Source organism: Salegentibacter maritimus (assembly GCF_016236915.1).
In the GTDB taxonomy this organism is placed as follows: Bacteria; Bacteroidota; Bacteroidia; order Flavobacteriales; family Flavobacteriaceae; genus Salegentibacter; species Salegentibacter maritimus.
This window is the reverse complement of record NZ_JAEHOK010000002.1, coordinates 322,922-346,129: the sequence shown is the minus strand read 5'-3', so window position 1 is coordinate 346,129 and position 23,208 is coordinate 322,922. Positions and strand designations below refer to the sequence as shown.

The window sequence follows — 23,208 nt, the reverse complement described above, 5'->3', positions numbered from 1 at the left end:
GAGAGTGTAAAATAAACTCTGTCTGAATTGAATTATTTATTAATTTCATTCATACAGAATTATGGCAACAAAAGAACAACAAGAATTCGAGAAAAAGGTGCTTGACCAGTTCATGTCAGGCAAAAGCCTTTTTGGTGCAGACGGTGCTTTTGCACCGATGCTCAAGAACGTTATTGAGAAGGCCCTTCAGGCAGAGATGGACTCTCATCTAAGTAGTGATGAACGCTCCAAAGGGAATAAACGCAATGGCAAGGGAAAGAAAAAGCTTAAAAGTGGCTTTGGCTCTTTTGACATTGAAACCCCTGAAGACCGTCAAAGTAGCTTCCAACCGGAACTGGTTAAAAAGCGACAGACGATTCTGGCTGATAATCTTTCAGAAAAAATTATCGGTCTTTATGGACTTGGAATGAGCTACCGTGACATCTCGGGTCATATCAAAGAAATGTACGATACCGATATTTCCCATACGGTTTTAAGCCAGATCACCGATCAGATCATTCCTGATATCAAAGCCTGGCAAAGTCGTCCTTTAGAACCCCTTTACTGTATTGTTTGGCTTGATGCCATGCATTATAAAGTTAAAGTGGATGGAAAGATTGCCCACAAAGCACTTTATAACATCCTGGGTATTACCAAAGAAGGGAAAAAGGAAATCCTGGGGATGTATATCTCTGAGAGCGAAGGTGCTAATTTCTGGCTACAGGTTTTAACCGACCTTCATAACCGTGGATTACAGGATATCTTAATAGCCTGTACAGATAATCTCAAAGGCTTTACACAAGCCATCTTAAGCGTTTATCCAAAGGCTCAGGTTCAGCTTTGTATTGTACACCAAATCCGTAATTCATTGAAGTATATTGCCTCTAAAGATCAAAAAGAGTTTATGAAAGACCTGAAAAAGGTCTATAGGGCTGTCACTAAAGATGTAGCCGAAGATGAGCTATTGAACCTGGAAGGGAAATGGGGTAATAAATATCCTGTAGTTATTGAAAGTTGGCAGCGTAACTGGGAACAGCTATCCCAGTATTTTGAGTATACAGAACCCATTAGGAAGATTATTTACACCACTAATGCCGTAGAGGGCTTCCATCGGCAAATCCGGAAAGTTACCAAAACCAAGGGTGCTTTCACCACTGATATGTCGCTGCTAAAGCTAGTCTACCTGGCCACACGAAACATTGAGAAGAAATGGACCGCTCCTTTGCATAATTGGAGCCTTACGATTCAGCAATTTTATATTAAATTTGGAGACCGGATACCGCTGGACATAAACGCCAATTCCTCTGGGGCTAGCCCCAGAGGAATTGAAACATCAGACAGAGTTTAATTTACAGACCCTCTCCTCCACCAAATCCATACCCCTTTTCCAAACATCCAGATCTTTATGATTCATCTTTCCGCATTTAATTCTCTTCACTCTTCACCTTTCACTCTTGACCAACTACTCAAAATTCCGCATTGCTTTTTTCCACCAACGTTTAAGTTTTCGGGTGGGATCAGATTTTTCTACGTAGCCTTTAGAATAACGGTTGTATCCGTAGCCATAGCCGTACCCATAACCGTAGCCATAGCCATAGCCATAACCATATTTGGCACGGTGTACAAAATGGTTTAATACAAAGCTGATGTTTTTAATTTCACCTTTGCCATATTTCTCGTTAATAGACTCCAGCATTCCGCGTTTGGTATAATCCTGGCGTATTAGGTATATTGTGGCATCGGCGTGTTTTACCAGGTTTAAAGCATCGGCCACCATCCCAATTGGCGGTGTATCAAGAATAATATAATCGTATTTTTGTTTTAATTCTTCCATCAGCTTATCCATCTGTTCATTGATCAATAATTCTGAAGGGTTGGGTGGTACGGGCCCGGCAGTAATCACATCGAGATAAGGAATTTTACTTTGCTGAATAATTTCATCGGTACTTGCCTGGTCAATTAAATAATTCACCACTCCCAGATCGTTATTCAGCTGAAAATCGTCAAAAATCTTAGGTTTTCTTAAATCCACTCCCACCAATACCGTTTTTCGCTCACTCAAGGCAAAAACCGTAGCCAGGTTCATGGCACAAAAAGTTTTTCCTTCCCCTGAAACCGATGAGGTAATAAGCAGGGTTTTAGAACCTGTAACCCCCTGTTTTTTATACATAAATTGAAGACTGGAACGCAAGCCCCTAAAACCTTCAGAAATAGATGATTTTGGATTGTTAAAAACAACTAAATTCGAGTCGATCTTACTTTTTCCTATCATTCCCAAAATAGGAATGGGTGATAAACGTGTTACTTCCTGGGCATTATGGATGTTGGTATTTAGAAAAACCAACAGAAACACAAAGGTTAAAGGAATCACCCCACCCACCAATACGGCCATCACATAATTCAACTGCGTGTTGGGGCCAATTTGACCTCCGCCTGTATCCTTAGCTGAATCGATCACCATTACATCACTTACATTCGCCGCCTTAATAAGCCCCGCCTCGCTCCTTTTCTCAAGGAACATATTGTAAGATTTTTCGTTTAAACTATACCGCCGCTCAATTTTTAGTAAATCCTGTTCTTCCTGCGGTAGCTTGCTAATTTCAGCCTCCAGTTGCGCTATTTGCCGATTAATATCCAATTGTTCTTCTCGTAACAAGCCTTTGGAAGAACTAATGTTCTCTAGCAAAATAGATTTAACCGAATTTATTTGTCGGTCTATATCGTCAAAAACAGGCGAATTTTCTTTTAGTGAATACTGGTAATTGCTTCTTTCTTCCGCCAATGCAATAATTCGCGAAACCCCACTGGAAATACTTCCTTCTGAAATACCGGCTACCGAAGGGGCGGGCACATTAGAATAATCGTTTCGGGTTTCAAGGTAATTTCTTAAAGTTTCGTAATAAGAAATCTGCCTTCTAATCTCTTCTTTTCTTAGGTCTAAAGTTGAAAGTTTATTGGAAAGTTTAGAGCTTTCCGCAGAAATATCCATAATGGCATTTTCATTTCTAAACTGGTTCAGCTCTGCTTCTACCAACTTCAGGGCTTCCGATTGTACCGCTAAACTGGAATCTATAAACCGAATGGTTTTAGTGGCAAACAGGTTTTTACGAGCCAGCATATTTTCGCTAAGCACTCGTACGGTTCCATTTAAATAATCTACAAGCCTGGCTTTATTCCCCCCGGTTTGATTCATTCTTAACACCGAAGAACCCTGGGATTCCGGACTCACATTTACATTACGATACCTCCCTACAGCCGAATCGAAATTCATAAAACTCACATAAAAAGGAGTACCGGCCTGTAACGGCTGATCTACCCGAACAATAGTACCGTTAAAAAAAGGTAATTTTACTTTTTCCCCCGATTTGTAATTCTTATTAAACTCTTTGGCATCTACTTCCCGGAATGTTTTTTCTTTCGTTTTATAATTTTGAAGGCTTAAATTACCGGGTACTTTTGCTTTTAAATTATAGGTTAGCGAATCTAAAAATGTGATGGTCATACTTACATTAGTAGCCTGGGCCCTAGCCGTATCTGCAATTACTTTAAAAGGAGTACTCCCATAGGCATCTATACGCTGATATTCGCCATCTTTTAAGTACTGGGTATAAAATTGAAGCTCTTCTACCACCTCTTCGTTATGGGAGCGTGACCTTAAGATCGTCATGGCAGTATTTACCTTATCTGAAGTTCCTCCCCAGTTAAAAGTTAAACTGGTATTACTGGTAAAAAAAGGGTTTTGATCGTCTTTTATAGAAATAGAATTTCCCAGCCTGTACACCGGTAATTTCCGAACATTATTATAATAAGCAACCGCCAAACTAATCCCTACCGAAAGCAAAATAAGCTTCCAGTAACTGATAACTTTTAACACAAAACCTTTAAAATCGAAGGTTGAGCCAACATCTGAAATATGATCGTCTTCGTGTGCCATTTAAATCCTGCTAAATAATAAGATGGTTGTGGTTACAAAAGATAATATGGTAACTCCAGTTCTAAATATTTCTAATCCGGTGGTTCCCAACCCCAGCGCCTTTTGCGGCAAAGCGTTCACCAAAATAAGATCGTTGGGTTGAATATAATAATATTCGCTTTTGGTAGCATCAATATCAGTGAGATCTATCTTATGAATTTCCTCTCCATACGGGTATTGCCTAATAATCTTTACATTTTCCATATCTCCATATTCAGAAATACCGCCGGCATTGGCCACCGCTTCCATAATGGTCACTTTTTCTTTGTAAATCACCTGGCTTCCGGTTCCAATTTCCCCAAGCGTGGTATATCTAATTCCGGCGAGTTTTACCGTAACAAAAAGGTTGGCTTCTTCTTTAAAATAATTTTCCAGTAGCAGTTGCTCAATTTTTTCCCGTATTTCCCTTTCGGTATATCCCAGAACGTTTACTTCCCCCAGGGTAGGTACACGAATATTACCATGTTCATCTACCGTAAACCCATCAAAATAAACTTTTTCTTCGGTAGTTGCATTATTATTGGCCTCCCCTACCGGATTAAACATTCCTACCAACTCCTGGTCCAGGGCTTTCACCCGAATACTTAAAAGATCCCCTGTTTGAATTCGATATGGTTTTTTTAATTGATGTACCTGGATAATACTATCCATTGTTTTCTCTTTATCCTGAAGATAAGTGGTTTTTTTAGTAGAAATACACGACGAGAAACTTAAAAACGCCGCCAGTAAGATTAAAATGAAGGTGTATCTTTTCAGCATTTTGCTATTGATTCGGGACATCAAGATAATTTAAATTCACCAATACACATCTATGCAAGGAGTTATCATCTTAATTTAGATAGTTTTAACAAATATAGTTTTTGTAGGCCAATAATAAAATTAAGTCGCAATTTTCCTTTTATTTTGCACAAAACTCAAGTCTGTGAATTATTTAAGTGTAGAAAATATTGCCAAAGCCTACGGCGAACGCGTATTATTTGAAGATATCTCTTTTGGAATCAACGAAGGACAAAAAGTAGGGTTTATCGCGAAAAACGGAACCGGAAAAACCTCCCTCCTAAATATCTTGGCCGGGTTTGATTCTCCAGATGCAGGTAAAGTAGTGTATAGGAAAGATATTACCACGGCCTTTCTTCCACAGGAACCCAACTTAGATCCAAACTTAAGCATTGAAGAAACTATATTTTCTTCAGATAATGAGATTCTAAAGATTATAAACCGCTACGAAAAAGCGCTTAAAAACCCCGATGATACAGAAGCTTACCAAAAAGCCTTTGAAGAAATGGACGCTGCACAAGCCTGGGATTTTGAAACCCAGTACAAGCAGATTTTGTTCAAACTAAAATTAGACGACCTCTCTAAAGAAGTAAAACATCTGTCGGGCGGACAAAAAAAGCGACTTGCCCTTACGGTGATGTTACTTCAAAAACCCAATTTCATTATTATGGATGAGCCCACCAACCATCTTGATTTAGATATGATTGAGTGGCTGGAGGAATATTTTAAGAAAGAAAATTTTACCATTTTTATGGTTACCCACGACAGGTATTTCCTGGAAAGGGTTTGTAATGAAATTGTAGAATTAGACCACGGGCAACTTTATACTTACAAAGGAAACTATGGGTATTATTTGGATAAAAAAGATGCCAGGATGGCACTGGAAGCCACCAATACCGAAAAAGCAAAACAGCTTTATAAAAAAGAGCTAACCTGGATGAGACGCCAACCCAAGGCGCGTACCACTAAATCTAAATCTAGAATAGACGATTTTCAGGAAATTAAAGAACGAGCCCATAAACGCCGCCAGGACCACGAAGTGCAGCTAGAATTAAACATGGAGCGCCTGGGCAGCAAAATTGTAGAACTTCACAATATTGGCAAGTCTTTTCAGGACAAACAACTACTGGAAAATTTTAGCTATAATTTTAAACGTGGAGAACGTATTGGTATTATCGGAAAAAATGGTACCGGTAAATCTACTTTCTTAAACATTCTTACCGGAGGAATTAAACCCGATAGTGGAAAAGTAGTGATTGGAGAAACCATCAAGTTTGGTTATTACACCCAGTCTGGAATTAATATTAAACCGGGCCAAAAAGTTATTGAAGTAATCAGGGAGTTTGGAGACTATATTCCGCTTAAAAAAGGGCGGCAAATTTCGGCTCAACAACTGCTGGAACGCTTTTTATTCGACAGAAAAAAACAATACGATTTTGTTGAGAAATTAAGTGGAGGAGAGCGAAAGCGCCTTTATTTATGTACTGTACTTATCCAAAATCCAAACTTTCTAATTCTGGATGAGCCTACCAACGACCTGGATATTGTTACTTTAAACGTACTGGAAAGCTTTCTATTAGACTTTCCGGGCTGTTTACTGGTGGTCTCTCACGACCGGTATTTTATGGATAAAATCGTAGACCACCTGTTCGTGTTTCAGGGCAATGCCGAAATTCAGGATTTCCCGGGGAATTACACCGATTATAGGGAATATGAAAACAGTGCTATTGCAGAAGCCAGGGAAGAAAGCTCAGAAACCGAGAGTACCAAAAAAGACTGGAAAAAGAGCAGTTCAGGTACAAAACTGAGTTATAATGAGCAAAAAGAGTTTGGAAAATTAGAAAAGGAAATCGCAAAACTAGAAAAACAAAAAGAGAAATTTCAGCAAAAATTCCTGGAAAACCTCAATCCGGATGAAATTAAAGAAAACTCTATAAAACTCCAGGAGATAGATGACGCCATAGAAACCAAAACCGAACGTTGGTTTGAACTTGGGGCGAAGATGGAGTAGATTCAGTGTTTGTTGTTTGTTTGGTGTTTGGTGTTTGATGTTTGGTGTTTGGTGTTTGGTATTTGGTGTTTGGTGTTTGGTGTTTGAAAGATCTTGTATTTTTAGTTAGAAAAAAAATGAGAATTATGGGTAAAATCGAAAGGTTTGAGGATATTGAAGCCTGGCAGCTAGCAAGATTAATATGCAAGAAAACAGAAAAACTATTTCATAATACCAAGCTAGGAAGAAATTTTTCGCTGCGTGATCAAATGGAAAGAAGTTCGGGTTCGATAATGGATAATATTGCTGAAGGTTATGGCCGTGGAGGTAATCAGGAATTTCATAATTTTTTAAGTTATTCAAAAGGTTCTGTTTCTGAATTGCGCTCGCAATTATATAGAGCTTTTGATAAAAAGCTAATTAGTAGTGAACAGTTTGAAGACTTAAAAGAAGACTGCTTAAAAGCCGAAAATAAAATAGGGGCTTTTATGTATTATTTGAGAAAAACGAACCTAAAAGGAATTAAGTTTAAAAAACCATAAACAATATATTTCAACCTGAACTACAAACAAAAAACTCTAAACCACAAACTACTCTGCACCTAAAATCCTACATAAAATTCCTTTTAAAATCCCAAAACCAACATGGGTTGCATTCGCCCTTTGTATACGATTTGGTGACGAAATGTTTTTATGATAGAAAGAAATACGAAGCATATACACTTCTAAACGATTACCGAAAAAATCTTTTAAAAAACAATAAAACAATACAGGTAACCGACTTTGGTGCAGGGAGTAGGGTTTTCACTTCTAATGAGCGCAGTATTGCTTCAATTGCCAAAAATGTAGGAATTCCGAAAAAAAGGGCCAGGTTTTTATTTCGCTTAGTGAATTATTTAAACTGTAAAAATATATTAGAACTTGGCACTTCGCTGGGAATTGGCACTGCTGCACTTTCGGCAAATAAAAATAGCAAAGTAACCAGTATTGAAGGTTGCCCACAAACCGCCAATGTAGCCCGGGTGCAATTGAACAAGTTCGGTTTGAGTAATGTTGATCTTAAGGTGGGAGAGTTTGAAGAAATTCTTTCAAAATTTGTAGTCTTTTCTAATAAAGCCACAAACAACAAACAACAAACCCATTACGATCTTATTTATTTTGACGGGCATCATACCAAAGAAGCTACCTTAAATTATTTTCAGCAATTGCTTCCCACCGCCCATAACGATTCTGTTTTTATCTTTGATGATATTCATTGGTCTCCCGGTATGGAAGCTGCCTGGGAAGAAATTAAGGCACATCCCAGGGTTAAAGTGAGCATTGATACCTTTTTCCTCGGACTTATATTTTTTAGGAAAGAACAGGCAAAGCAGCATTTTACAATACGTTTGTAACAAAATGCGCAAAGCTGCGTCCTATAAGCACAAAATTATTTCTGCATGAGTAAAGTCATTGAGATTAGGCAAATTACCCGGGATTTCCCATTGGGAAATGAAGTGGTAAAAGTTTTAAAAGGCATAGACCTGGACATTGAAAGAGGTGAATATGTGGCCATTATGGGGCCATCGGGATCTGGAAAGTCTACTTTAATGAATTTACTGGGATGTTTAGATACACCTACTTCCGGCACCTATATTTTAAATGGAAAAGACGCCAGCCAAATGGGCGACGATGAACTTGCCGAAATTAGAAATAAAGAGATAGGCTTTGTTTTTCAAACCTTTAACCTTCTTCCACGCACTACCGCTTTAGAAAATGTTGCCTTACCCATGATCTATGCCGGCTACAATAAAACCGACCGAAAAAAACGGGCCGAAGAGGTTTTAACCAACGTAGGACTTGGCGATAGAATGGACCATAAGCCCAATCAACTTTCAGGGGGGCAGCGTCAAAGAGTAGCTGTTGGAAGGGCTTTGGTAAATAAACCTTCTATAATTCTTGCCGATGAACCAACCGGAAACCTGGATTCTAAAACTTCGGTAGAGATCATGAACCTTTTTGATGAAATACACGCAGCGGGCAACACAGTAATCCTGGTTACCCACGAAGAAGATATCGCCGAACACGCTCATCGTATTATACGCCTTCGCGACGGGATGGTAGAAAGTGACGAGAGAAAAAAAGTCTTAAGCCAATAAGCTTTAAACCTTTTTCACAAACTTTGTTAAGATAACAATTTGTTGTCCTTCAACCTTACCTTCAATTTGCTCTGCATTATCGTGAACTAAAGAAACACGGCGTACAGCAGTTCCGCGTTTAGCGGTTAAACTACTACCCTTTACATTTAGGTCTTTTATAAGCACTACGGTGTCTCCGGCCTCGATTACTGCACCATTGCTATCCTTATGGATAACTTCTGGCGTAGTATTTTCTTCGGAAACCAACTGGGACTTGGCAAAAGCTTTTAGCTCGTCTTCCATATACAGCATATCCAGCAAATCCTGCGGCCAGCCTTCAGCCTTAAGTTTAGTAAGCATCTGAAAAGCAACAACCTGAACAGCAGGAACAGTACTCCACATACTATCGTTTAAACAACGCCAGTGGTTTACCTCTACTTTATCAAAATCTTCCAGTTGTTCGCTACATACCTGGCAAGCCATAAAACTTCCATCTACGGCTTCCCCCGGGAAATTCTCCAGGCTATAAACCTTTAAATTATCTGTAGCACTGCAAAGTTCGCAAGTACTATCGCTGCGTTCCCTTAATTCTTTTTCTAAACTCATGCTTAATTTTTAAAGTCGCGAAGATAAGATATAAAACTACAAAACAACTTGATTTGATTCAATAGATAACCGCTGCATAGCTCATTTTTAGAGTTGTTTTACTAGTTTTTTGGGATTCTGCCTACTATCCCAAATAGTCAATATAAAAATTTGGTTCTTCTTTATTTCATAAATAAGTAAGTAATCCCTAACAACTTTAATTCGAACGTTCTTGCTATCTGTAGGTTTTCCGATTTCGGGATAATTAGTAACCAGTATTTCGGCTTGCCTGAATAATTCTGCTAGTTTTTTGCTGTAGACTTTGGATTTATTCCTTTTTATCCAATATTCCAGGATTTCTTTTCTATCGTTCTGAGCTCTTGAAGACCAAATTACCTTTTTAGCCATTCGTCAATTTCTTGATTGGCTTCCTCACTAGTCAAATAATCTCCTTTATTAATCTGTTCCCTAGCTTCTTCTATTGCAAGCTTTTGTTCATCACTCAAATTATAGCTTTTCTGAGTTCTATTCTCTCTATTTAAGTAACGGTAGAGTTCTTCAAGCAAATTTTTATTATCAGATAAATTTATCTCCCTGATTAACTTTTCTCGTATTTCAGCAGTTTTCATAGCGGTAAATTTTACTCCTATAAGTTAAGAAATTCTGAATAAATTGAACTGATATGTTGCTATTGCGCTTCTTCAATATATTTCTCTACCCTTTCTTCTAAAATTGGTAATGTAACCACTCCCTGTTCTAAAATCACTTCGTGAAAATCACGAATATCAAATTGGGCACCCAGGGCTTTTTCTGCTTTTTCACGTAATTCCCTGATTTTTATTTCCCCAATTTTATAGGAAACTGCCTGTCCGGGCCAGGAGATATATCGATCTACTTCGGTATTGATATTATGCATTGAAAGCGCTGTATTCTTTTCAAAATATGCTACCGCTTCTTCCCTACTCCACCCCATAGCGTGAATCCCTGTATCTATTACCAATCGGCAGGCGCGCCATTGTTCATAAGTTAGTTTTCCAAACAACTCATAAGGCGTAGTATATATCCCCATGTCTTCAGCTAGAAATTCGGAATATAAGCCCCAGCCTTCTCCGTAAGCCGATAGATACATATTTCTTCGGAATTTTGGAATGCTATCACCCAATTCGGCATTTAAAGCATTTTGTAAATGATGTCCGGGCACGGCCTCATGCGCTGTTAAAGATGGTAACACATATAAAGGACGATTAGGTAAATTATAAGTATTTACCCAATAATAACCCGGCTGTGTTTCATTGGAAGCTCCAATATAGCGTCCTGTAGTATACTTTGGTGCGATAGCATCGGGTACTTTTGCCACTCCGTAAGGTTTCCTGGGCAAGGTCTTAAAATAAGCGGGGAGTTTGGCATCTATACGTTTAGAAATATCACGGGCTTCTTTAAGTAATTCTTCCCCTGTTTTGGCATAAAATTGTTCATCGGTTCTTAGAAAATGAATAAATTCTTCAAAACTTCCATCAAACTCAACCTCGGCAATTATTTTTTTCATTTCTGAATTAATCCGCGCTACTTCCTCTAAACCAATTTGATGGATTTCTTCTGCTGTTAAATCTAAGGTTGTATAATAATCCAGCCTGTTTTGATAATAGTCCCTACCATTAGGAATTTCAGAAACGCCTAAACTTGTTCGTGTATTTGGCAGATATTCAGTTTCAAAAAAAGCTTTAATTCTTTTAAACTGCGGAATTACATTTTCGGCAATCGCATTTTCAGCGGCATTTAAAACAGAGTCCGTTTGGGTTTTTGAAAGTGTTTTTGGCAGGTTTAGAAAAGGTTCATAGAAATAACTTTCTTTTGGATCTTCTAAAATTTGATTGTTATAGGTAGCTTCGTAACCTTTAAATATAACCAGAGGTTGTGTATTGCCTTTCTTTAAACCTTCCCGCAACAAAGCGAAATGCTGATCTACATAAGTTGGTATGGCATTTAATTTATTTAAATAAGCCTTTACCTGTGCATAGGTATTTAAATCCCGCACCTGGTAAGCCAGGCTTAAATGAAATCCAGAATCAGAAAGCAACGGATTTAAATAGGCTTCGTAGGTGTAACGATCTACGGTTTCCTGGAGTTTAAACTTTAGCATTTCCAACGAAATTGCTTCAGTTTCACTAAGTGAATTAGCTTTAATATTATTGAGTTCTTCTAAACGTGCTTCGGCAAATTCAGCTTGTTTTTTATAATATCCTTCGGTATAAAGGCCTAAAGGAAAATCTTCGCGATCGTAGGCTTTGTGATTTTCTATTTTGCTAATTATGGAGTCTAATTTTACGGAAGCTTCCTGCGCAGAAAAAGTGGAAGTAAATAAAAATACAATAGCAATGCTCAAATAATATTTCATAAATAGGTAGAATTTTCGCTAAGATAAGATTTATAAAGAAGTTTATATGGAATTTAGCTTGCCACGAATAAACGAATATTTTTTATTCAGTAGCTCCTTTCTTTAAATTTAAACTCAGATTAAAATTGTATCTTGTTATTGGATTCAAATTGATGTAAAAATGCTTACAAAAAGCAAATTAAGGGAAGAGATTGAAAAACTGCCGGAGACATTTTCTATTGATGAGTTGGTAGAACGCTTGATTTTTATTGAAAAAGTAGAAAATGGTATAAATCAGTCAAAGAAAGGAGATGTTATTTCTGAGGAACAATTGGATAAGGAGATTGAAAAATGGTTCAAATAAACTGGACATTTCAAGCCATATCTGATTTAAAAAGTATTGGGAAATACATTGGTAGGGATTCTAAAAAATATGCTAGGTTACAAATTATTAAACTTAGGAATCGAACAAAAATTCTTCATACTCAAACCTATTCAGGTAAATCGGTCCCTGAAATAAATCATCCTAAAATTAGAGAGTTAATTGAAGGGAACTATCGAATTATCTATAAAATACTGAATAACAAAAGAATAGACATCCTTACTATTCATCACTCAGCCAGAAATTTAAAGGCAGAAAATCTCTAAATTCATTTCAAATTCCACACCACTAATTTCCCAAAATACGTGTACCCAACTGCGACAAAAGCTCTTTTGCATCACCACGTGTTTTTTCAGTCTCTATGGCTTTAATTTCGCCCTCTTCTTCCACGAGTTTATAGCTAAAAGCAAAATCGGCATCCACCCTGGCTATTGGGCTTAAAGTACCAAAACGAAGATCGTTAAAATAAATCTCCCCTTCCTTTTCTGAAATGGTAAACCAGCCTTCTGAAATAGCAATAAGGCGTTTTACATTAGGTTTTTCTCTCCAGGGCCCCATTAAATGGTGATTCTTGGGATGTGCTACAAAGTCTATTGGTTGTGTATCAAAAATTGAATAATTTCCAATTAAATAAGCATCATCCACCTCTACATTTGCCGTCCATAAAATAGCATTTAGCGGAGCGGGTTTGGTTTCTATTTTATAATAAGCAATACCCTGATTTTCTAAAGCTTCGGTAAACTTAGTAAAGGTATAAAGTTTTAATGCCGGGGTAATTACCAATAAATAAACGCTACTAATTATAAGGCCAAGATTGTTGAATTTTCTCCTTTCTTTTGTTCCTCTTTTCTTTCGCATTGCCAGGATTAAAAACACTAAAAACGGTAAGGTATATAGTGGATCTATCACAAAAATATTCTTATAGGCCAGGCGCACTTCCAGAGGCCAGAATAACTGTGTTCCCCAGGTGGTATGCGAATCTAAAAGCGGATGCGTAAATAAGCCCCAAAACATTAACCAGGACCAATTTTGCCAGGTGGCCTTAGATTTCTTTTCAATCTTTGAGATCAACCAGCCAAAAATGGGCGCAAAAAGTATAGAAAATATGATAGAATGAGTAAAACCACGGTGAATTTCAATAGCGGTAATGGTATCGGTAAAGGCACTGGCAAAAGTGTCTAAATCGGGTATGGTGCCTGCAATGGCTCCATACAGCATTGCTTTATTGCCAACTTTTTTGCCTAAAACTGCTTCGCCAACCGCGGCACCCAGTACTATTTGTGTTAGTGAATCCATTTATAACTTTTTTCTTTACCGATTTAACATCTCCTTTTCGAAAGGAAAAGCTAGATAGTAATAAATCCTTTAATCACGTCATCCTGCTTCAGAATCTAATACGCTTATAAGATCTTGTTAGAAGCTGAAAAAAGTTCAGCTTGACGAAAATAAGACATTTCATATAATCTCAACTAAAGCCTGGAAAAGGTTCCGAAAACTTTAATTCTAGCGTTTAATCGTCTACAATCTCCATCTTTCTAAGCAAGAAAGAGGCGTTCATATTCTGGCAAATTCCATCTTTAAACTTATAATCAAAATGCAGTTCGTCGTTAATGATTTCTGCATCAAAATAATGGTTCTTCACCTGGGATAATTCTGAAGTGATTTCGCATAAACTCAAATCGTGCGTTGCGATAATTCCGGTTGAATTGGAGTTCACCAGTTTCCGAATAAACTTCCTAGAACCTATGGCCTTATCACTACTATTGGTTCCTTTTAATATTTCATCCAGAATAATAAAATAACGATCGGTTTTTATTTCATCTACAATAAATTTTAAGCGCTTTAATTCTGAAAAGAAATAAGACTCGTCATCGCTTAGCGAATCACTGGTGCGCATACTTGTAATAAGTTTTATGGGCGAATATTGACAGGCTTCTGCACAAACCGGAAGCCCTATATTACTCATTAAGATTTGTAGGGAAACCGTTCTTAAGAAGGTACTTTTCCCGGCCATATTGGCCCCGGTAATTATAAAAAATTCTTCCCTACCAATAGAGAAATCATTTGCAATCCTTTTATTAGGATCTAAAAGTGGATGTGCCAATCTTCTTGCTGTAATCCCTCTTTTTTCGTTTATGATTTCAGGAAAAACATAAGCCGGATGGTTGAAAACAAAATTACCCAACGAATTATAAGCATCGGTAGTTTCAATCACTTCAAACCAATTTTCTACGTGCTGCCTGTAGCTTGAGATCCATTTTTCAAGTTTGTAGCATTGTCTAAGGTCCCATAGCAAAAAACCATTGCCCAAAATGCCAAAAATCATATTATTTCGCTGGTCTAAAGCATCAATTGCTTTAGAAAATTCTTTAAAAATGGCAGAAGCTTTTTTCTTTTCTGAACGGATTAAAGCCTGGTTCTTTTTTAATATTTCTGAAGAAAAATCTTCCTGTTCCAGCAAGCCAAGTAACAAATGATATTGATGAAAAGTATCCTGAACTTTACTCACGCTACCCGACAATAAATTGATTTTTTTCAGGTAAATCCCTGTAAAAAGTACTCCCGCCAAAAACCATAAAAAAAGGTGAATCCCTTTTAAATAATCAAACGAATAACCGGCAATTACCAAAATGGAAATCACCGAAAATACTGTTGGCAACCATTTTACGTAATCTGGAACAAAATTCTTATAGTTTTTAAACCATTTAATAACAGTTTTAGAAGGTGTTTCAGTCTTCACTAATTTAGCTAAAGCAGTAAACTCCTGCCGCCATTTTGGCTTTTTAGCCAGTTCTTTAATGGCTTCCTGTTTTAAGGGTATATTCTCTATGCTGTTTTCGGTAAAAATACCCGCCAGTTTTTTGGTCCCTTCATAAAGTGCGGTTCGATTTGCATATTGAAAAAACGATCCCCGCCCAAATAAATCTATATCCTGACTGTAGGGATGTGTGGGCTTTTCAAATTCACTTCCATCGGGGAGCTCTTGAAAATACCCGGTGTTTAGAATATCTATTTCCTGTTCATTCAGCTTGATGATTTCTTTTTGTTTATCGCTTTCATCTTTTAGGTTGCTATGCCTGGAAACCAGGAACAAAAAAAGTGCAATCCCGCCAATAATTACCGGTACGATTACATTCATATTTCCGAAAAAATAATAAACTGCAAAACAAATCGCTAAAAAAACCAATAGCCTAATCAAGCTGGAAACCAATAATTTTTTTGAAATCTTAGCTAATTCCTGCCTGTGTATTTCTTTCTGTTTTATATAAAATTCTAATGGGTTATTCATCTAAATCTTTAAGTTCTTGTTGTTGTTTTTTGGTTAATCCTGAAATTACCAAATGATACGAATCGTCTACCAATTGGAAAACAAAATCGGGCTTCAGGTGACCATCCAGGATTACGGTGTTCCAATGCTGTTTGTTCATATGGTAGCCGGGCAAAATATTGTTTTCGTTTGCTTCCCGCAAGCTAATTGCTTTTTCAGGATCACATTTTAAATTTACACTAAGCGGAATCGCATCCAGACTGGCCAAAGCAAACATTTTGCCCATTACTTTAAAAACCAGCACATCGGGACCAAAAGGAAGTCCTTCTGTCACTCCTTTTTTGTTTATGCAATAATTTCTTAGTGATTCGATGTCCATATGCAATATTGTCATTTCCGCGCAGGCGAAAATCTAAAAAATGTTCTGGTTTGTATTAAGATGAAAAAACAATAATCATCTTAGATCCTGACTTCTCGACTCTGCTAGAAGTGACGAATTCAGGGTGACGTCATCGTCTATTTTTCGATTTTTGACTGATTTCTATCTTCCAAAGTTAGTGCGGTATAATCTAATTTCCAGCCTATGGTTTCTACTATTTTTTCCATTAACAAAATGGTATCCAGTGCCTCTTTTCTTGCCTGGTCTAACAAACCGCTTTGTGGAATTTTATCTACAATATAGTTTTTGGCGTCCCGGTTAATATCGGTAAGATCTGATGTGGTAAAAGGATTTGCCCAACCTTCGCGCTTATCGTAGTACTTAAAATCTGTCTCTACCGTAAGCAATTCAGGCTGCGGAAAATTGGTTAGTACAATGGTTTTTCTTTCATTTTCACTGGTCATTCGCACTTTACTAAGATCGAAACCTACGTGTGCTTTGGCATTTACCAGTACAATGGCCTTTTTCTTTCCTAAAAGCAAGCTTAGGTATTTTTCCTTTAAATTCTCGTAATGATAGACTTCAGAAAAATCGCCTTCAACGGTGATGAACTTACAAACACTTCTAATTTTATCCATAATCACCAACGACTGCTCGTTGGTTTTAAGTTTTGATTTCTCCTTATTAAACCTGGCGAAAATAAAATAAGCCACAACCGCTCCCACGGCCAATCCGATAAATAAAAATTCCATATTAATTTCCTATTTCTCCCAAATGAGTGAATTTAAAACCTTTTTCATACTTAAGGCCATAGCCTAAAATACGATCAAAAGCCACGTGTGAAAACAAAATTACACCTATTAATTGAAATACTTCATTTTGCAGATAGAATCCCAAAATCCAAATTAAAATTGCCAATCCCCTGTGATGAAAAAGATTATAGGTAAAAGCACCTATTTTAGTATTGAAGAGATATCCCAGCATACCAAAATCTGGTGCAAAAAATAAAACCAAAAACCACCATCAGACAAAGTCTAATTGACTAAATACAAAGATTCCCAACAATAACATTGCGAGTTCTTCAAGTGCGAGTGTTACTTTCATAATAATTTATATAAAACAGGCTTTGAGGGGCTGGCATCGTTTTCAAAAGAAGCTATTTGCAGGTTTAATAAATAAGCACCATCTTCAATAGTATTTGGCACATAAACTAATTCGGTAATAGTAGCCTCAAACCGGGTCTTTTTCGGGTAATTCCAAAAGGCCTTGTGCGCCAGTAGCTTCCCACCGTCTTTTTCTTTATCTACAGAGGGTAAATCTATAAGCAGATGTTTTATGCCACAATTCCTAAGGTAAACTGCAGCTTCTTCGCTAAGATATGGCCAATTGGTATGCGAATATTTTTTGGTTTGTTTTTCCCTAAAATTGGGCAGGGTTCTTATAATTAAGGCTTCTGTTTCGTTAGCCTGGATTTTTTCCTTTAAAATGGCTTCAGAAATCACTTTATCTTCTCCCCTTGTTTCAGGTTCTACTGAAATCAACTTAGAAAGAAAGAAGAAAGTTTTCAGCGTTTGATTGATGCTGTAAAATTCCCTGGAAATATGTCCCACACATTCTGTATGCGTAGCGTGTGCGTGCGGATTAAACTGAATAGTATTAAAATTAACCGAAGCGCCTTCTGAAACTTTCCCAATAAAATCACCGTCATTTACCGGTTTTATTTCAGGGGAACCTAAATACCAGGCCACCGGATTCTTTTCATCACCCCGCAAGCCAATGGAAATATCCAGGGGTTTGGAAAGATCGGTTTTAAAATCCTTAGCTTTAAAATTAATGTTCGTTAGCATTCAGCTAAATTATAAAAAGAGTTGGTAGAATAAGCCGGTAAAATTTATTGAAACTTAATTTTATCAGGATCCTTTCTATGAGAAAAGAAAGATAGAATTTCAATCTTTTCGTTGTGCAGTCTATAATACAGCGTATTAAATCTTGCAATTACAGCTCTGTGAATATTTTGCTTTTTATAAGAGACCTGAAATATGGTTGGGTTTTTAGAAATTAACTCAAGGGTATGATCTAAGTGTCTAAATAATTTCTGGAGCTCTTTTTCAGTCCAGTTTTCTTCTAAATAGGCTATTGTTTCCTCAAGTTCAGAAAGTGCGTGAACAGTCCAAAAAATCTTACAACCATTTTTCATAGAGTTTCCTGGCTTCAGATTGCGGTTTTAAGTTCCCGGAATTGGCATCTTCAATTCCTTTCCCTATAGATTTTTTCTCGCCTTCATTTATCTTATTCCACCAATCAGCCTTCTCACTCTCTCTCAATTTCATTAATTTATCTATAATGATTTCATTATCCAAAGTGGATAACCATTGAATTAATTCTATTTTCTTGTTTTTAATATCTATAGCCATAACTCAAATTTACGATTTTTGACTTTAATTTCGATATTTATTATTCCAGGAAAAACAAATCGGCAGCAATACCGTCGCTTAAAAATTTTCCTTTGGCAGTAATATGAAAAACCCCATTTTTTTCCTCAAGTAAATTTTCCTTTTGCAATGGCTTTGCAAGCTCCACAAAGTGATTTTTGTAATCTTCTCCAAATTCCCATGAAACCTCAGCAATATTCACCCCAAATTTTGTGCGAAGCCTCGTCATCACATATTCGTTGTACATATCTGAAAGTGATAAGGTCTCAGTTTCCTGCGGAATTTTATCATTTTCGAGAGCCTTTATGTAAAGAGGATTGTTAGAAACATTCCATTTCCTGGAGTTGCCATCATAAGAATGCGCGGCGGGCCCAATTCCTAAATACGGTTTCCCCAACCAATAAGCGGTATTGTTCTCTGAAAAATAGCCGGGCTTGCCAAAGTTTGAAAACTCATAATGTTCAAACCCATTTTTAGTAAGGGTTTCAACCAGAATTTCAAAATGAAGTTTAGCAGCTTCATCGTCTACCGGTTTTATTTTTCCCCTTTCAATAAATTTATGTAATGCGGTATTTGGTTCTACCGTAAGCGCATAACTGGAAATATGAGGTACACCAAGTTCTAACGAAATTTCCACATTTCGCTGCCATCGTTCCACACTCATTCCCGGGATTCCGTAGATAAGATCTATAGAAATATTATCGAAAGCTTGTTTAGCAAGTTTTATGCTTTTTAAAGCTTCTTTGGCATTATGGGCGCGGTTCATCAGCTTTAAATCTTCTTCAAAAAAAGATTGCACCCCAATACTTAAACGGTTTATTTTAGAAACCGAAAGCATCTTCAACTTTTCTTCGGTTAAATCATCGGGATTGGCTTCCAGGGTGATTTCAGGATTATTGGCAATCTTATAATTCCCAAAAATGGTCTCAAAAATTTTCTGAAGCTCATCTGCTTCCAACAAACTGGGCGTTCCGCCTCCAAAATAAATGGTATGGATTTCAGGAGAATTAAGCTCATTTTTCCGAAGCAGCAATTCCTTACATAACATTTCTACAAGTTTAGCTTTCTTTTTTAAAGAGGTAGAAAAATGAAAATCACAGTAATGACAAGCCTGCTTACAAAAAGGAATATGAACGTAAATACCAGCCATTTTATAAATTTGAAAAGCTTAAATTATTTAATTTTCTTCGGGTTTTGCTTTACGAAGGCAGCCCATCCGGAATAGCTTTTTCCCATTTGAGTTTTCCCCGAATTGTAGAAGTGACAAACCGCAGCTGCAAGCCCATCGGTTGAGTCGAGATTTTTCGGTAATGATTTCAAACCCAACAAACTTTGCAACATTTTTGCCACCTGTTCTTTGCTGGCGTTCCCATTACCAGTAATTGCCATTTTGATTTTCTTGGGTAAATATTCGGTAATTGGAATATCTCGTGAGAGTCCGGCGGCCATCGCCACACCCTGTGCCCTGCCTAATTTAAGCATAGATTGCACATTTTTACCGAAAAATGGTGCTTCAATCGCAATTTCATCGGGATGGTAAGTATCTATTAATTCTATGGTTCGTTCAAAAATCAATTTAAGTTTTACATAGGGATCGCTGTATTTACTTAGCTGCAATTCGTTGAGCTGCATAAATTTCATCTGTTTATTTTCCACTTTTATAAGTCCGAAACCCATAATCGTGGTACCGGGATCAATTCCTAAAATGATTCTTTCACTCTTCAAAATAACTGTTTCAATATAATACTTCCCTAATTTCAACTAACATCGCAAAGCTAAGCAATTTCGTTTCCTTACTCGCTTTCAAGTCTTTTTAGCTTAGCTTTTTTCTTTCAATAAATTCAGAATTCACATTGATTTAATTTACTTTACAGCACAATAAATTAGAAAACCGAGTATGTTCATTTTTGTTATTATTTGTATTTGTTATTCGGTCTTAATGCTCATGTTGCTGTATGGCTGGAAAAAAATCCCTGAATTCTCTTCGGAAAATTCAACTGTGCAAATGCGGTTTTCCATTATTGTCCCTTTTAGAAATGAAGCTAAAAACCTACCAGCTTTACTGAATTCCCTTGCTGAAATTAATTACCCGAATTCACAATTTGAAATTATCCTGATAAACGATAACTCTGAAGATAATTCGGTAAAAATTATCGAAGAGTTTCAGGAAAACTATTCAGAATTAAATGTAAAGCTGTTAGAAAATAAACCTGCCTCAAAGGCTCCCAAAAAAGACGCGATTACTACCGCTATTAAGGCTTCAAAATTTGAATATATTATCACCACCGATGCAGACTGCCAAATTTCTAAAACCTGGCTAAAAACTTACAATAGTTTTATTCAAAAAACCAATTGCAGTTTAGTTGCAGGACCGGTTGCATTACTTCAACTTCCCGGAGAAAACACCAATACCGGACGAAAACATATTTTACGGAATTTTGAGGAATTAGATATTCTAAGCCTCCAGGCATCAACCGCGGGTGCTTTTGGTATAAACAGGGCTTTTATGTGTAATGCCGCCAATTTATGTTATAAGAAAGAAGCCTTTTTGAAGGTTTTAGGGTTTTCGGGAAATACTAATATTGCCAGCGGTGACGATGTTTTTTTGCTTCAAAAATTTCAACAAAGAAAATACCCAATAGGTTTTTTAAAAAGTAAAGAGGCCATTGTTTACACCCGGGGTCAAAATAATTTTAAGAATTTAATTTCTCAACGAATTAGATGGGCTTCCAAAGCGCCGGCTTACACGAGTATCTTTGCTAAAATAACCGGAATCACTGTATTCTTAATGAATGTAAGCCTGGTGATAGCCGCTTTTTTAGTCTTTTTACAGCTGATTAATTATCAGACTGTTTTAATAATTTTTCTGATAAAGTTTAACCTGGATTTTATTTTAATATATAGTGCGGCTAAATTTTTTAAGCGAGAAACAGTATTACGAAGCTATTTTTGGAGCAGTATTTTTTATCCTTTTTTTAGCACTTATATCGCCCTGAAATCATTATTTTATGGGTTCTCCTGGAAAGGAAGGGAATTTAAAAATTAAGATGAATTACTATATATTAACATACACTACCCCTGAAAATTACCTGGAGGAACGGGAAAAATATCGAAAAGACCACTTAAGCCACGCAACCGAGTATTTTAATGAAGGATATTTGCTGCTTGGCGGAGCCATAGATTCGGCTAACGAAGCTGTATTGGTTTTTAAAGCCAACAGTGATAAGATTGCCAAAGCTTTTGCAGAAAACGATCCTTATACAAAAAACGGACTTATAAAAAGTTGGTCGGTAAAAAAGTGGAATGTGGCAATTGGGGATTAAATAGAAATGGAAAGAAGGTCTTCACCTAGTTCGTGAATAGCTTTTTCTATTTTTCTTGCTCTTTCTTCTGAGGCATTTGCTTTTCCACTGGCATATTGTCTCATAAGCGAAGGATTTATACCAGATTTTTCGGCAATAGCTGAAATTTTTATTGGAAGAAGTTTAAAAAATGAAGCTATATCAAGTCTATATTCAAATTCTGTTGAACCTTTAATTTCATCTAACCATTCTTCATTTAGATCTTCCGCTACTTCTATATAATCTTTAAACGCAACTCTTAAATTTTGTTTTAAATCATCTAATGAACTTCCAAAAGCACTTACTACGCCTGGGAGGTTTTGAGTACTTCCCCAGTAAGTCCCGTCCTCGGCCTTTTCAACATATACATTAATCTTTTTCATTATATTTTTTAATTCTAGCTTGTTTTAGAATTGAATTTACGGTTCCCTTGGGAAGATCTTTTTTAGGATGTGGAATGGTAACAATCCCTCTCTTTTCAGGATGTTTGAAATGATGGTGACTTCCTCTAGTTCTAACGAGATACCAGCCATCCTTTTTTATCACTTTAATTAAGGAAACCGAATTCACACGTTAAATTTATAACAAAAATGTTATATAACAAAAATGTTATGTTTCTAATAATTACTCTGCTTTAATTACAATAGGCATTTTAAAAACCGTAGAAACCGGCACCCCGCGCTTACTTGCCGGATAAATTTTTGGAAGGGAATCTATACTTTGGTCTAACCACAATCGCAATTCAGGTAACTGGCTATTTAAAGTAGAGTCAATTTTAACCGAATCTATTTCGGGACGCCCAGAACTATTTATTTCCAGGTAAAGATAAAGCGTATCGTCTATAGATTCTGTAACTACTGGTTGTTGTTTAGAAAGGTAAGCGTAGATATTTTCAGCAACTTCCCGCTCAAAACAATCCCGGGCTGCTAAAAGTTCGGTTTCGTTCCGGCAGTCTTCAAAAGCCGGGTATTCATCTACTTCTTTCCAATTAAGCGTCTTTGCTTCCAGTTCCAGTACTTCTTCCGATGAAATTTTCCTGGTTTCAAAATTACAGGAAGCAATTATTAAAACAGCAACTGCAAGTAGACTATACCGAAAAAAAATCAAAAGGCTATTAGAGAATAAATAAGACTTTAATTTCGAGACAGGTTTTAAAGCCTTTAAATCTCGATTATTGAGTAAAGCTTTTTTCATTGGCAAATACACTTGTACTTTAAGCAAAAGTAAGGAAAATTAAGAGAAGGCCCACTGAAAATGAAGGGCTAATCTTTTATTGCATCCAGTTTTAAAGACTTTATTTCTAACTGCCAGTTAGCCTTATCGAGATCGAGGTTTTTATATTCCAAAAGATATTTATTAGTCTTTGACTTTAAAGCTTCCATGGCTCTTAAAAGTTGATAATTTATATCCATAACAAATCCGTGTCTCAGGTTTTTGTCTGCATATATATTATAAGTAAGTCGGTCATATTTCAACGCCGGCTGCTTATAAATCAAAGCTTTAGTTTCTTTTAAAAGTTCACTCATACTCACTTTTTGCTCTTCCAAATAGATGTTTTTTTCGGTATCAACAAAAATATTGACTTCAAAAGCTTACTGTGCAGTGGCGAAAA

General features: G+C 36.7%; 29 protein-coding genes. 9 read left to right on the top strand and 20 right to left on the bottom strand.

The window, feature by feature from the left end; translation table 11 throughout:
* Window positions 1–61 precede the first annotated feature (61 nt).
* The gene (locus tag I6U49_RS03205) at window positions 62–1,327 is read left to right on the top strand and encodes an IS256 family transposase (RefSeq protein WP_262894938.1); all 1,266 of its coding nucleotides are present in this window, start codon (window positions 62–64) and stop codon (window positions 1,325–1,327) included.
* Between the two features lie 114 nt (window positions 1,328–1,441).
* Here I6U49_RS03205 and I6U49_RS03200 read toward each other — a convergent pair whose 3' ends face one another.
* Window positions 1,442–3,913: a polysaccharide biosynthesis tyrosine autokinase gene (locus I6U49_RS03200; protein ID WP_198627540.1), complete on the bottom strand. Its 2,472-nt coding sequence runs from the start codon at window positions 3,911–3,913 to the stop codon at window positions 1,442–1,444.
* Window positions 3,914–4,711, bottom strand: a complete 798-nt coding sequence (locus tag I6U49_RS03195) for a polysaccharide biosynthesis/export family protein (RefSeq protein WP_193710442.1) — start codon at window positions 4,709–4,711, stop codon at window positions 3,914–3,916.
* 163 nt (window positions 4,712–4,874) lie between these two features.
* On the opposite strand from I6U49_RS03195, the gene I6U49_RS03190 reads away from it, so the two are divergent.
* The 4 genes from I6U49_RS03190 to I6U49_RS03175 all read left to right on the top strand — a co-directional run bounded on the left by I6U49_RS03190 (window position 4,875) and on the right by I6U49_RS03175 (window position 8,856).
* Window positions 4,875–6,740, top strand: a complete 1,866-nt coding sequence (locus tag I6U49_RS03190) for an ABC-F family ATP-binding cassette domain-containing protein (protein WP_198627539.1) — start codon at window positions 4,875–4,877, stop codon at window positions 6,738–6,740.
* 125 nt (window positions 6,741–6,865) lie between these two features.
* On the top strand, window positions 6,866–7,261 hold the full coding sequence (locus tag I6U49_RS03185; protein WP_198627538.1) for a four helix bundle protein: 396 nt from the start codon (window positions 6,866–6,868) through the stop codon (window positions 7,259–7,261).
* Window positions 7,262–7,368: 107 nt separating this feature from the next.
* The gene (locus I6U49_RS03180) at window positions 7,369–8,112 is read left to right on the top strand and encodes an O-methyltransferase (RefSeq protein ID WP_232804620.1); all 744 of its coding nucleotides are present in this window, start codon (window positions 7,369–7,371) and stop codon (window positions 8,110–8,112) included.
* A 45-nt stretch (window positions 8,113–8,157) separates the two neighbouring features.
* Complete coding sequence (locus tag I6U49_RS03175) at window positions 8,158–8,856, top strand: ABC transporter ATP-binding protein (protein ID WP_198627537.1); 699 nt, start codon at window positions 8,158–8,160, stop codon at window positions 8,854–8,856.
* Between the two features lie 3 nt (window positions 8,857–8,859).
* On the opposite strand, the gene I6U49_RS03170 is transcribed toward I6U49_RS03175, so the two are convergent.
* The 4 genes from I6U49_RS03170 to I6U49_RS03155 all read right to left on the bottom strand — a co-directional run bounded on the left by I6U49_RS03170 (window position 8,860) and on the right by I6U49_RS03155 (window position 11,815).
* A complete protein-coding gene (locus I6U49_RS03170) occupies window positions 8,860–9,441 on the bottom strand; it encodes a PhnA domain-containing protein (protein WP_198627536.1) in 582 nt (193 codons plus the stop codon).
* A gap of 87 nt (window positions 9,442–9,528) precedes the next feature.
* Entirely contained in the window at window positions 9,529–9,828 is a 300-nt protein-coding gene (locus I6U49_RS03165; RefSeq protein WP_198627535.1) for a type II toxin-antitoxin system RelE/ParE family toxin, read from the bottom strand.
* Window positions 9,813–10,049, bottom strand: coding sequence for a hypothetical protein (locus I6U49_RS03160; RefSeq protein WP_198627534.1), 237 nt, complete (start codon window positions 10,047–10,049; stop codon window positions 9,813–9,815). Before I6U49_RS03160 ends, I6U49_RS03165 begins: the two co-directional genes overlap by 16 nt.
* A gap of 59 nt (window positions 10,050–10,108) precedes the next feature.
* Window positions 10,109–11,815 carry a DUF885 domain-containing protein gene (locus tag I6U49_RS03155; RefSeq protein ID WP_198627533.1) on the bottom strand — a complete coding sequence of 569 codons (1,707 nt, stop codon included), beginning with the start codon at window positions 11,813–11,815 and terminating at the stop codon, window positions 10,109–10,111.
* A gap of 160 nt (window positions 11,816–11,975) precedes the next feature.
* On the opposite strand from I6U49_RS03155, the gene I6U49_RS03150 reads away from it, so the two are divergent.
* Both I6U49_RS03150 and I6U49_RS03145 read left to right on the top strand, forming a co-directional pair.
* On the top strand, window positions 11,976–12,158 hold the full coding sequence (locus I6U49_RS03150) for a hypothetical protein (RefSeq protein ID WP_193710435.1): 183 nt from the start codon (window positions 11,976–11,978) through the stop codon (window positions 12,156–12,158).
* Window positions 12,146–12,442, top strand: coding sequence for a type II toxin-antitoxin system RelE/ParE family toxin (locus I6U49_RS03145; RefSeq protein ID WP_198627532.1), 297 nt, complete (start codon window positions 12,146–12,148; stop codon window positions 12,440–12,442). Before I6U49_RS03150 ends, I6U49_RS03145 begins: the two co-directional genes overlap by 13 nt.
* Before the next feature lie 22 nt (window positions 12,443–12,464).
* On the opposite strand, the gene I6U49_RS03140 is transcribed toward I6U49_RS03145, so the two are convergent.
* The 10 genes from I6U49_RS03140 to ruvC form a co-directional block, all read right to left on the bottom strand.
* Window positions 12,465–13,472, bottom strand: coding sequence for a metal-dependent hydrolase (locus I6U49_RS03140; RefSeq protein WP_198627531.1), 1,008 nt, complete (start codon window positions 13,470–13,472; stop codon window positions 12,465–12,467).
* A gap of 214 nt (window positions 13,473–13,686) precedes the next feature.
* Complete coding sequence (locus I6U49_RS03135) at window positions 13,687–15,465, bottom strand: MutS-related protein (RefSeq protein WP_198627530.1); 1,779 nt, start codon at window positions 15,463–15,465, stop codon at window positions 13,687–13,689.
* A complete protein-coding gene (locus tag I6U49_RS03130; RefSeq protein WP_198627529.1) occupies window positions 15,458–15,823 on the bottom strand; it encodes an MmcQ/YjbR family DNA-binding protein in 366 nt (121 codons plus the stop codon). The genes I6U49_RS03135 and I6U49_RS03130 overlap by 8 nt, the downstream gene beginning before the upstream one ends.
* A gap of 137 nt (window positions 15,824–15,960) precedes the next feature.
* Window positions 15,961–16,575 carry a DUF4230 domain-containing protein gene (locus tag I6U49_RS03125; RefSeq protein WP_193710430.1) on the bottom strand — a complete coding sequence of 205 codons (615 nt, stop codon included), beginning with the start codon at window positions 16,573–16,575 and terminating at the stop codon, window positions 15,961–15,963.
* Window position 16,576: 1 nt separating this feature from the next.
* Window positions 16,577–16,837, bottom strand: coding sequence for a DUF4260 domain-containing protein (locus I6U49_RS03120; RefSeq protein WP_317191840.1), 261 nt, complete (start codon window positions 16,835–16,837; stop codon window positions 16,577–16,579).
* A gap of 86 nt (window positions 16,838–16,923) precedes the next feature.
* Complete coding sequence (locus I6U49_RS03115; RefSeq protein ID WP_198627528.1) at window positions 16,924–17,670, bottom strand: cyclase family protein; 747 nt, start codon at window positions 17,668–17,670, stop codon at window positions 16,924–16,926.
* Between the two features lie 44 nt (window positions 17,671–17,714).
* A complete protein-coding gene (locus I6U49_RS03110) occupies window positions 17,715–18,020 on the bottom strand; it encodes a type II toxin-antitoxin system RelE/ParE family toxin (protein ID WP_198627527.1) in 306 nt (101 codons plus the stop codon).
* Window positions 18,004–18,237: a hypothetical protein gene (locus I6U49_RS03105; RefSeq protein WP_198627526.1), complete on the bottom strand. Its 234-nt coding sequence runs from the start codon at window positions 18,235–18,237 to the stop codon at window positions 18,004–18,006. The genes I6U49_RS03110 and I6U49_RS03105 overlap by 17 nt, the downstream gene beginning before the upstream one ends.
* Window positions 18,238–18,277: 40 nt before the next feature.
* A complete protein-coding gene (gene hemW / locus I6U49_RS03100) occupies window positions 18,278–19,405 on the bottom strand; it encodes a radical SAM family heme chaperone HemW (RefSeq protein ID WP_198627525.1) in 1,128 nt (375 codons plus the stop codon).
* A 23-nt stretch (window positions 19,406–19,428) separates the two neighbouring features.
* On the bottom strand, window positions 19,429–19,980 hold the full coding sequence (gene ruvC, locus I6U49_RS03095; protein WP_198627524.1) for a crossover junction endodeoxyribonuclease RuvC: 552 nt from the start codon (window positions 19,978–19,980) through the stop codon (window positions 19,429–19,431).
* A 280-nt stretch (window positions 19,981–20,260) separates the two neighbouring features.
* Between ruvC and I6U49_RS03090 the strand changes: the two genes are divergently transcribed.
* Together I6U49_RS03090 and I6U49_RS03085 are read left to right on the top strand one after the other, a co-directional pair.
* Window positions 20,261–21,301, top strand: coding sequence for a glycosyltransferase family 2 protein (locus I6U49_RS03090; RefSeq protein WP_232804619.1), 1,041 nt, complete (start codon window positions 20,261–20,263; stop codon window positions 21,299–21,301).
* Between the two features lies 1 nt (window position 21,302).
* Complete coding sequence (locus I6U49_RS03085) at window positions 21,303–21,578, top strand: YciI-like protein (protein WP_198627522.1); 276 nt, start codon at window positions 21,303–21,305, stop codon at window positions 21,576–21,578.
* Here the strand turns inward: I6U49_RS03085 and I6U49_RS03080 are convergent.
* From I6U49_RS03080 to I6U49_RS03065, 4 genes are all read right to left on the bottom strand, one after another.
* Complete coding sequence (locus tag I6U49_RS03080) at window positions 21,575–21,979, bottom strand: type II toxin-antitoxin system HicB family antitoxin (protein WP_198627521.1); 405 nt, start codon at window positions 21,977–21,979, stop codon at window positions 21,575–21,577. The two genes, I6U49_RS03085 and I6U49_RS03080, sit on opposite strands and share 4 nt — an antisense overlap.
* Window positions 21,966–22,166 carry a type II toxin-antitoxin system HicA family toxin gene (locus I6U49_RS16960; protein ID WP_198627520.1) on the bottom strand — a complete coding sequence of 67 codons (201 nt, stop codon included), beginning with the start codon at window positions 22,164–22,166 and terminating at the stop codon, window positions 21,966–21,968. The genes I6U49_RS03080 and I6U49_RS16960 overlap by 14 nt, the downstream gene beginning before the upstream one ends.
* A gap of 54 nt (window positions 22,167–22,220) precedes the next feature.
* Window positions 22,221–22,790 (bottom strand): hypothetical protein, encoded by a 570-nt coding sequence (locus I6U49_RS03070; RefSeq protein ID WP_232804618.1) that lies wholly within the window; start codon window positions 22,788–22,790, stop codon window positions 22,221–22,223.
* Between the two features lie 68 nt (window positions 22,791–22,858).
* Window positions 22,859–23,122 carry a hypothetical protein gene (locus I6U49_RS03065; RefSeq protein ID WP_198627519.1) on the bottom strand — a complete coding sequence of 88 codons (264 nt, stop codon included), beginning with the start codon at window positions 23,120–23,122 and terminating at the stop codon, window positions 22,859–22,861.
* Window positions 23,123–23,208: the final 86 nt, after the last annotated feature.

Excerpts from the sequence above, each read along its gene's own strand:
- I6U49_RS03205 (WP_262894938.1), top strand. The coding sequence starts at position 62 with ATGGCAACAAAAGAACAACAAGAATTCGAGAAAAAGGTGCTTGACCAG.
- I6U49_RS03200 (WP_198627540.1), bottom strand. The coding sequence starts at position 3,913 with ATGGCACACGAAGACGATCATATTTCAGATGTTGGCTCAACCTTCGAT.
- I6U49_RS03195 (WP_193710442.1), bottom strand. The coding sequence starts at position 4,711 with ATGCTGAAAAGATACACCTTCATTTTAATCTTACTGGCGGCGTTTTTA.
- I6U49_RS03185 (WP_198627538.1), top strand. The coding sequence starts at position 6,866 with ATGGGTAAAATCGAAAGGTTTGAGGATATTGAAGCCTGGCAGCTAGCA.
- I6U49_RS03175 (WP_198627537.1), top strand. The coding sequence starts at position 8,158 with ATGAGTAAAGTCATTGAGATTAGGCAAATTACCCGGGATTTCCCATTG.
- I6U49_RS03170 (WP_198627536.1), bottom strand. The coding sequence starts at position 9,441 with ATGAGTTTAGAAAAAGAATTAAGGGAACGCAGCGATAGTACTTGCGAA.
- I6U49_RS03165 (WP_198627535.1), bottom strand. The coding sequence starts at position 9,828 with ATGGCTAAAAAGGTAATTTGGTCTTCAAGAGCTCAGAACGATAGAAAA.
- I6U49_RS03160 (WP_198627534.1), bottom strand. The coding sequence starts at position 10,049 with ATGAAAACTGCTGAAATACGAGAAAAGTTAATCAGGGAGATAAATTTA.
- I6U49_RS03155 (WP_198627533.1), bottom strand. The coding sequence starts at position 11,815 with ATGAAATATTATTTGAGCATTGCTATTGTATTTTTATTTACTTCCACT.
- I6U49_RS03150 (WP_193710435.1), top strand. The coding sequence starts at position 11,976 with ATGCTTACAAAAAGCAAATTAAGGGAAGAGATTGAAAAACTGCCGGAG.
- I6U49_RS03145 (WP_198627532.1), top strand. The coding sequence starts at position 12,146 with ATGGTTCAAATAAACTGGACATTTCAAGCCATATCTGATTTAAAAAGT.
- I6U49_RS03140 (WP_198627531.1), bottom strand. The coding sequence starts at position 13,472 with ATGGATTCACTAACACAAATAGTACTGGGTGCCGCGGTTGGCGAAGCA.
- I6U49_RS03135 (WP_198627530.1), bottom strand. The coding sequence starts at position 15,465 with ATGAATAACCCATTAGAATTTTATATAAAACAGAAAGAAATACACAGG.
- I6U49_RS03130 (WP_198627529.1), bottom strand. The coding sequence starts at position 15,823 with ATGGACATCGAATCACTAAGAAATTATTGCATAAACAAAAAAGGAGTG.
- I6U49_RS03125 (WP_193710430.1), bottom strand. The coding sequence starts at position 16,575 with ATGGAATTTTTATTTATCGGATTGGCCGTGGGAGCGGTTGTGGCTTAT.
- I6U49_RS03115 (WP_198627528.1), bottom strand. The coding sequence starts at position 17,670 with ATGCTAACGAACATTAATTTTAAAGCTAAGGATTTTAAAACCGATCTT.
- I6U49_RS03110 (WP_198627527.1), bottom strand. The coding sequence starts at position 18,020 with ATGAAAAATGGTTGTAAGATTTTTTGGACTGTTCACGCACTTTCTGAA.
- I6U49_RS03105 (WP_198627526.1), bottom strand. The coding sequence starts at position 18,237 with ATGGCTATAGATATTAAAAACAAGAAAATAGAATTAATTCAATGGTTA.
- hemW (WP_198627525.1), bottom strand. The coding sequence starts at position 19,405 with ATGGCTGGTATTTACGTTCATATTCCTTTTTGTAAGCAGGCTTGTCAT.
- I6U49_RS03090 (WP_232804619.1), top strand. The coding sequence starts at position 20,261 with ATGCGGTTTTCCATTATTGTCCCTTTTAGAAATGAAGCTAAAAACCTA.
- I6U49_RS03085 (WP_198627522.1), top strand. The coding sequence starts at position 21,303 with ATGAATTACTATATATTAACATACACTACCCCTGAAAATTACCTGGAG.
- I6U49_RS03080 (WP_198627521.1), bottom strand. The coding sequence starts at position 21,979 with ATGAAAAAGATTAATGTATATGTTGAAAAGGCCGAGGACGGGACTTAC.
- I6U49_RS03070 (WP_232804618.1), bottom strand. The coding sequence starts at position 22,790 with ATGAAAAAAGCTTTACTCAATAATCGAGATTTAAAGGCTTTAAAACCT.
- I6U49_RS03065 (WP_198627519.1), bottom strand. The coding sequence starts at position 23,122 with ATGAGTGAACTTTTAAAAGAAACTAAAGCTTTGATTTATAAGCAGCCG.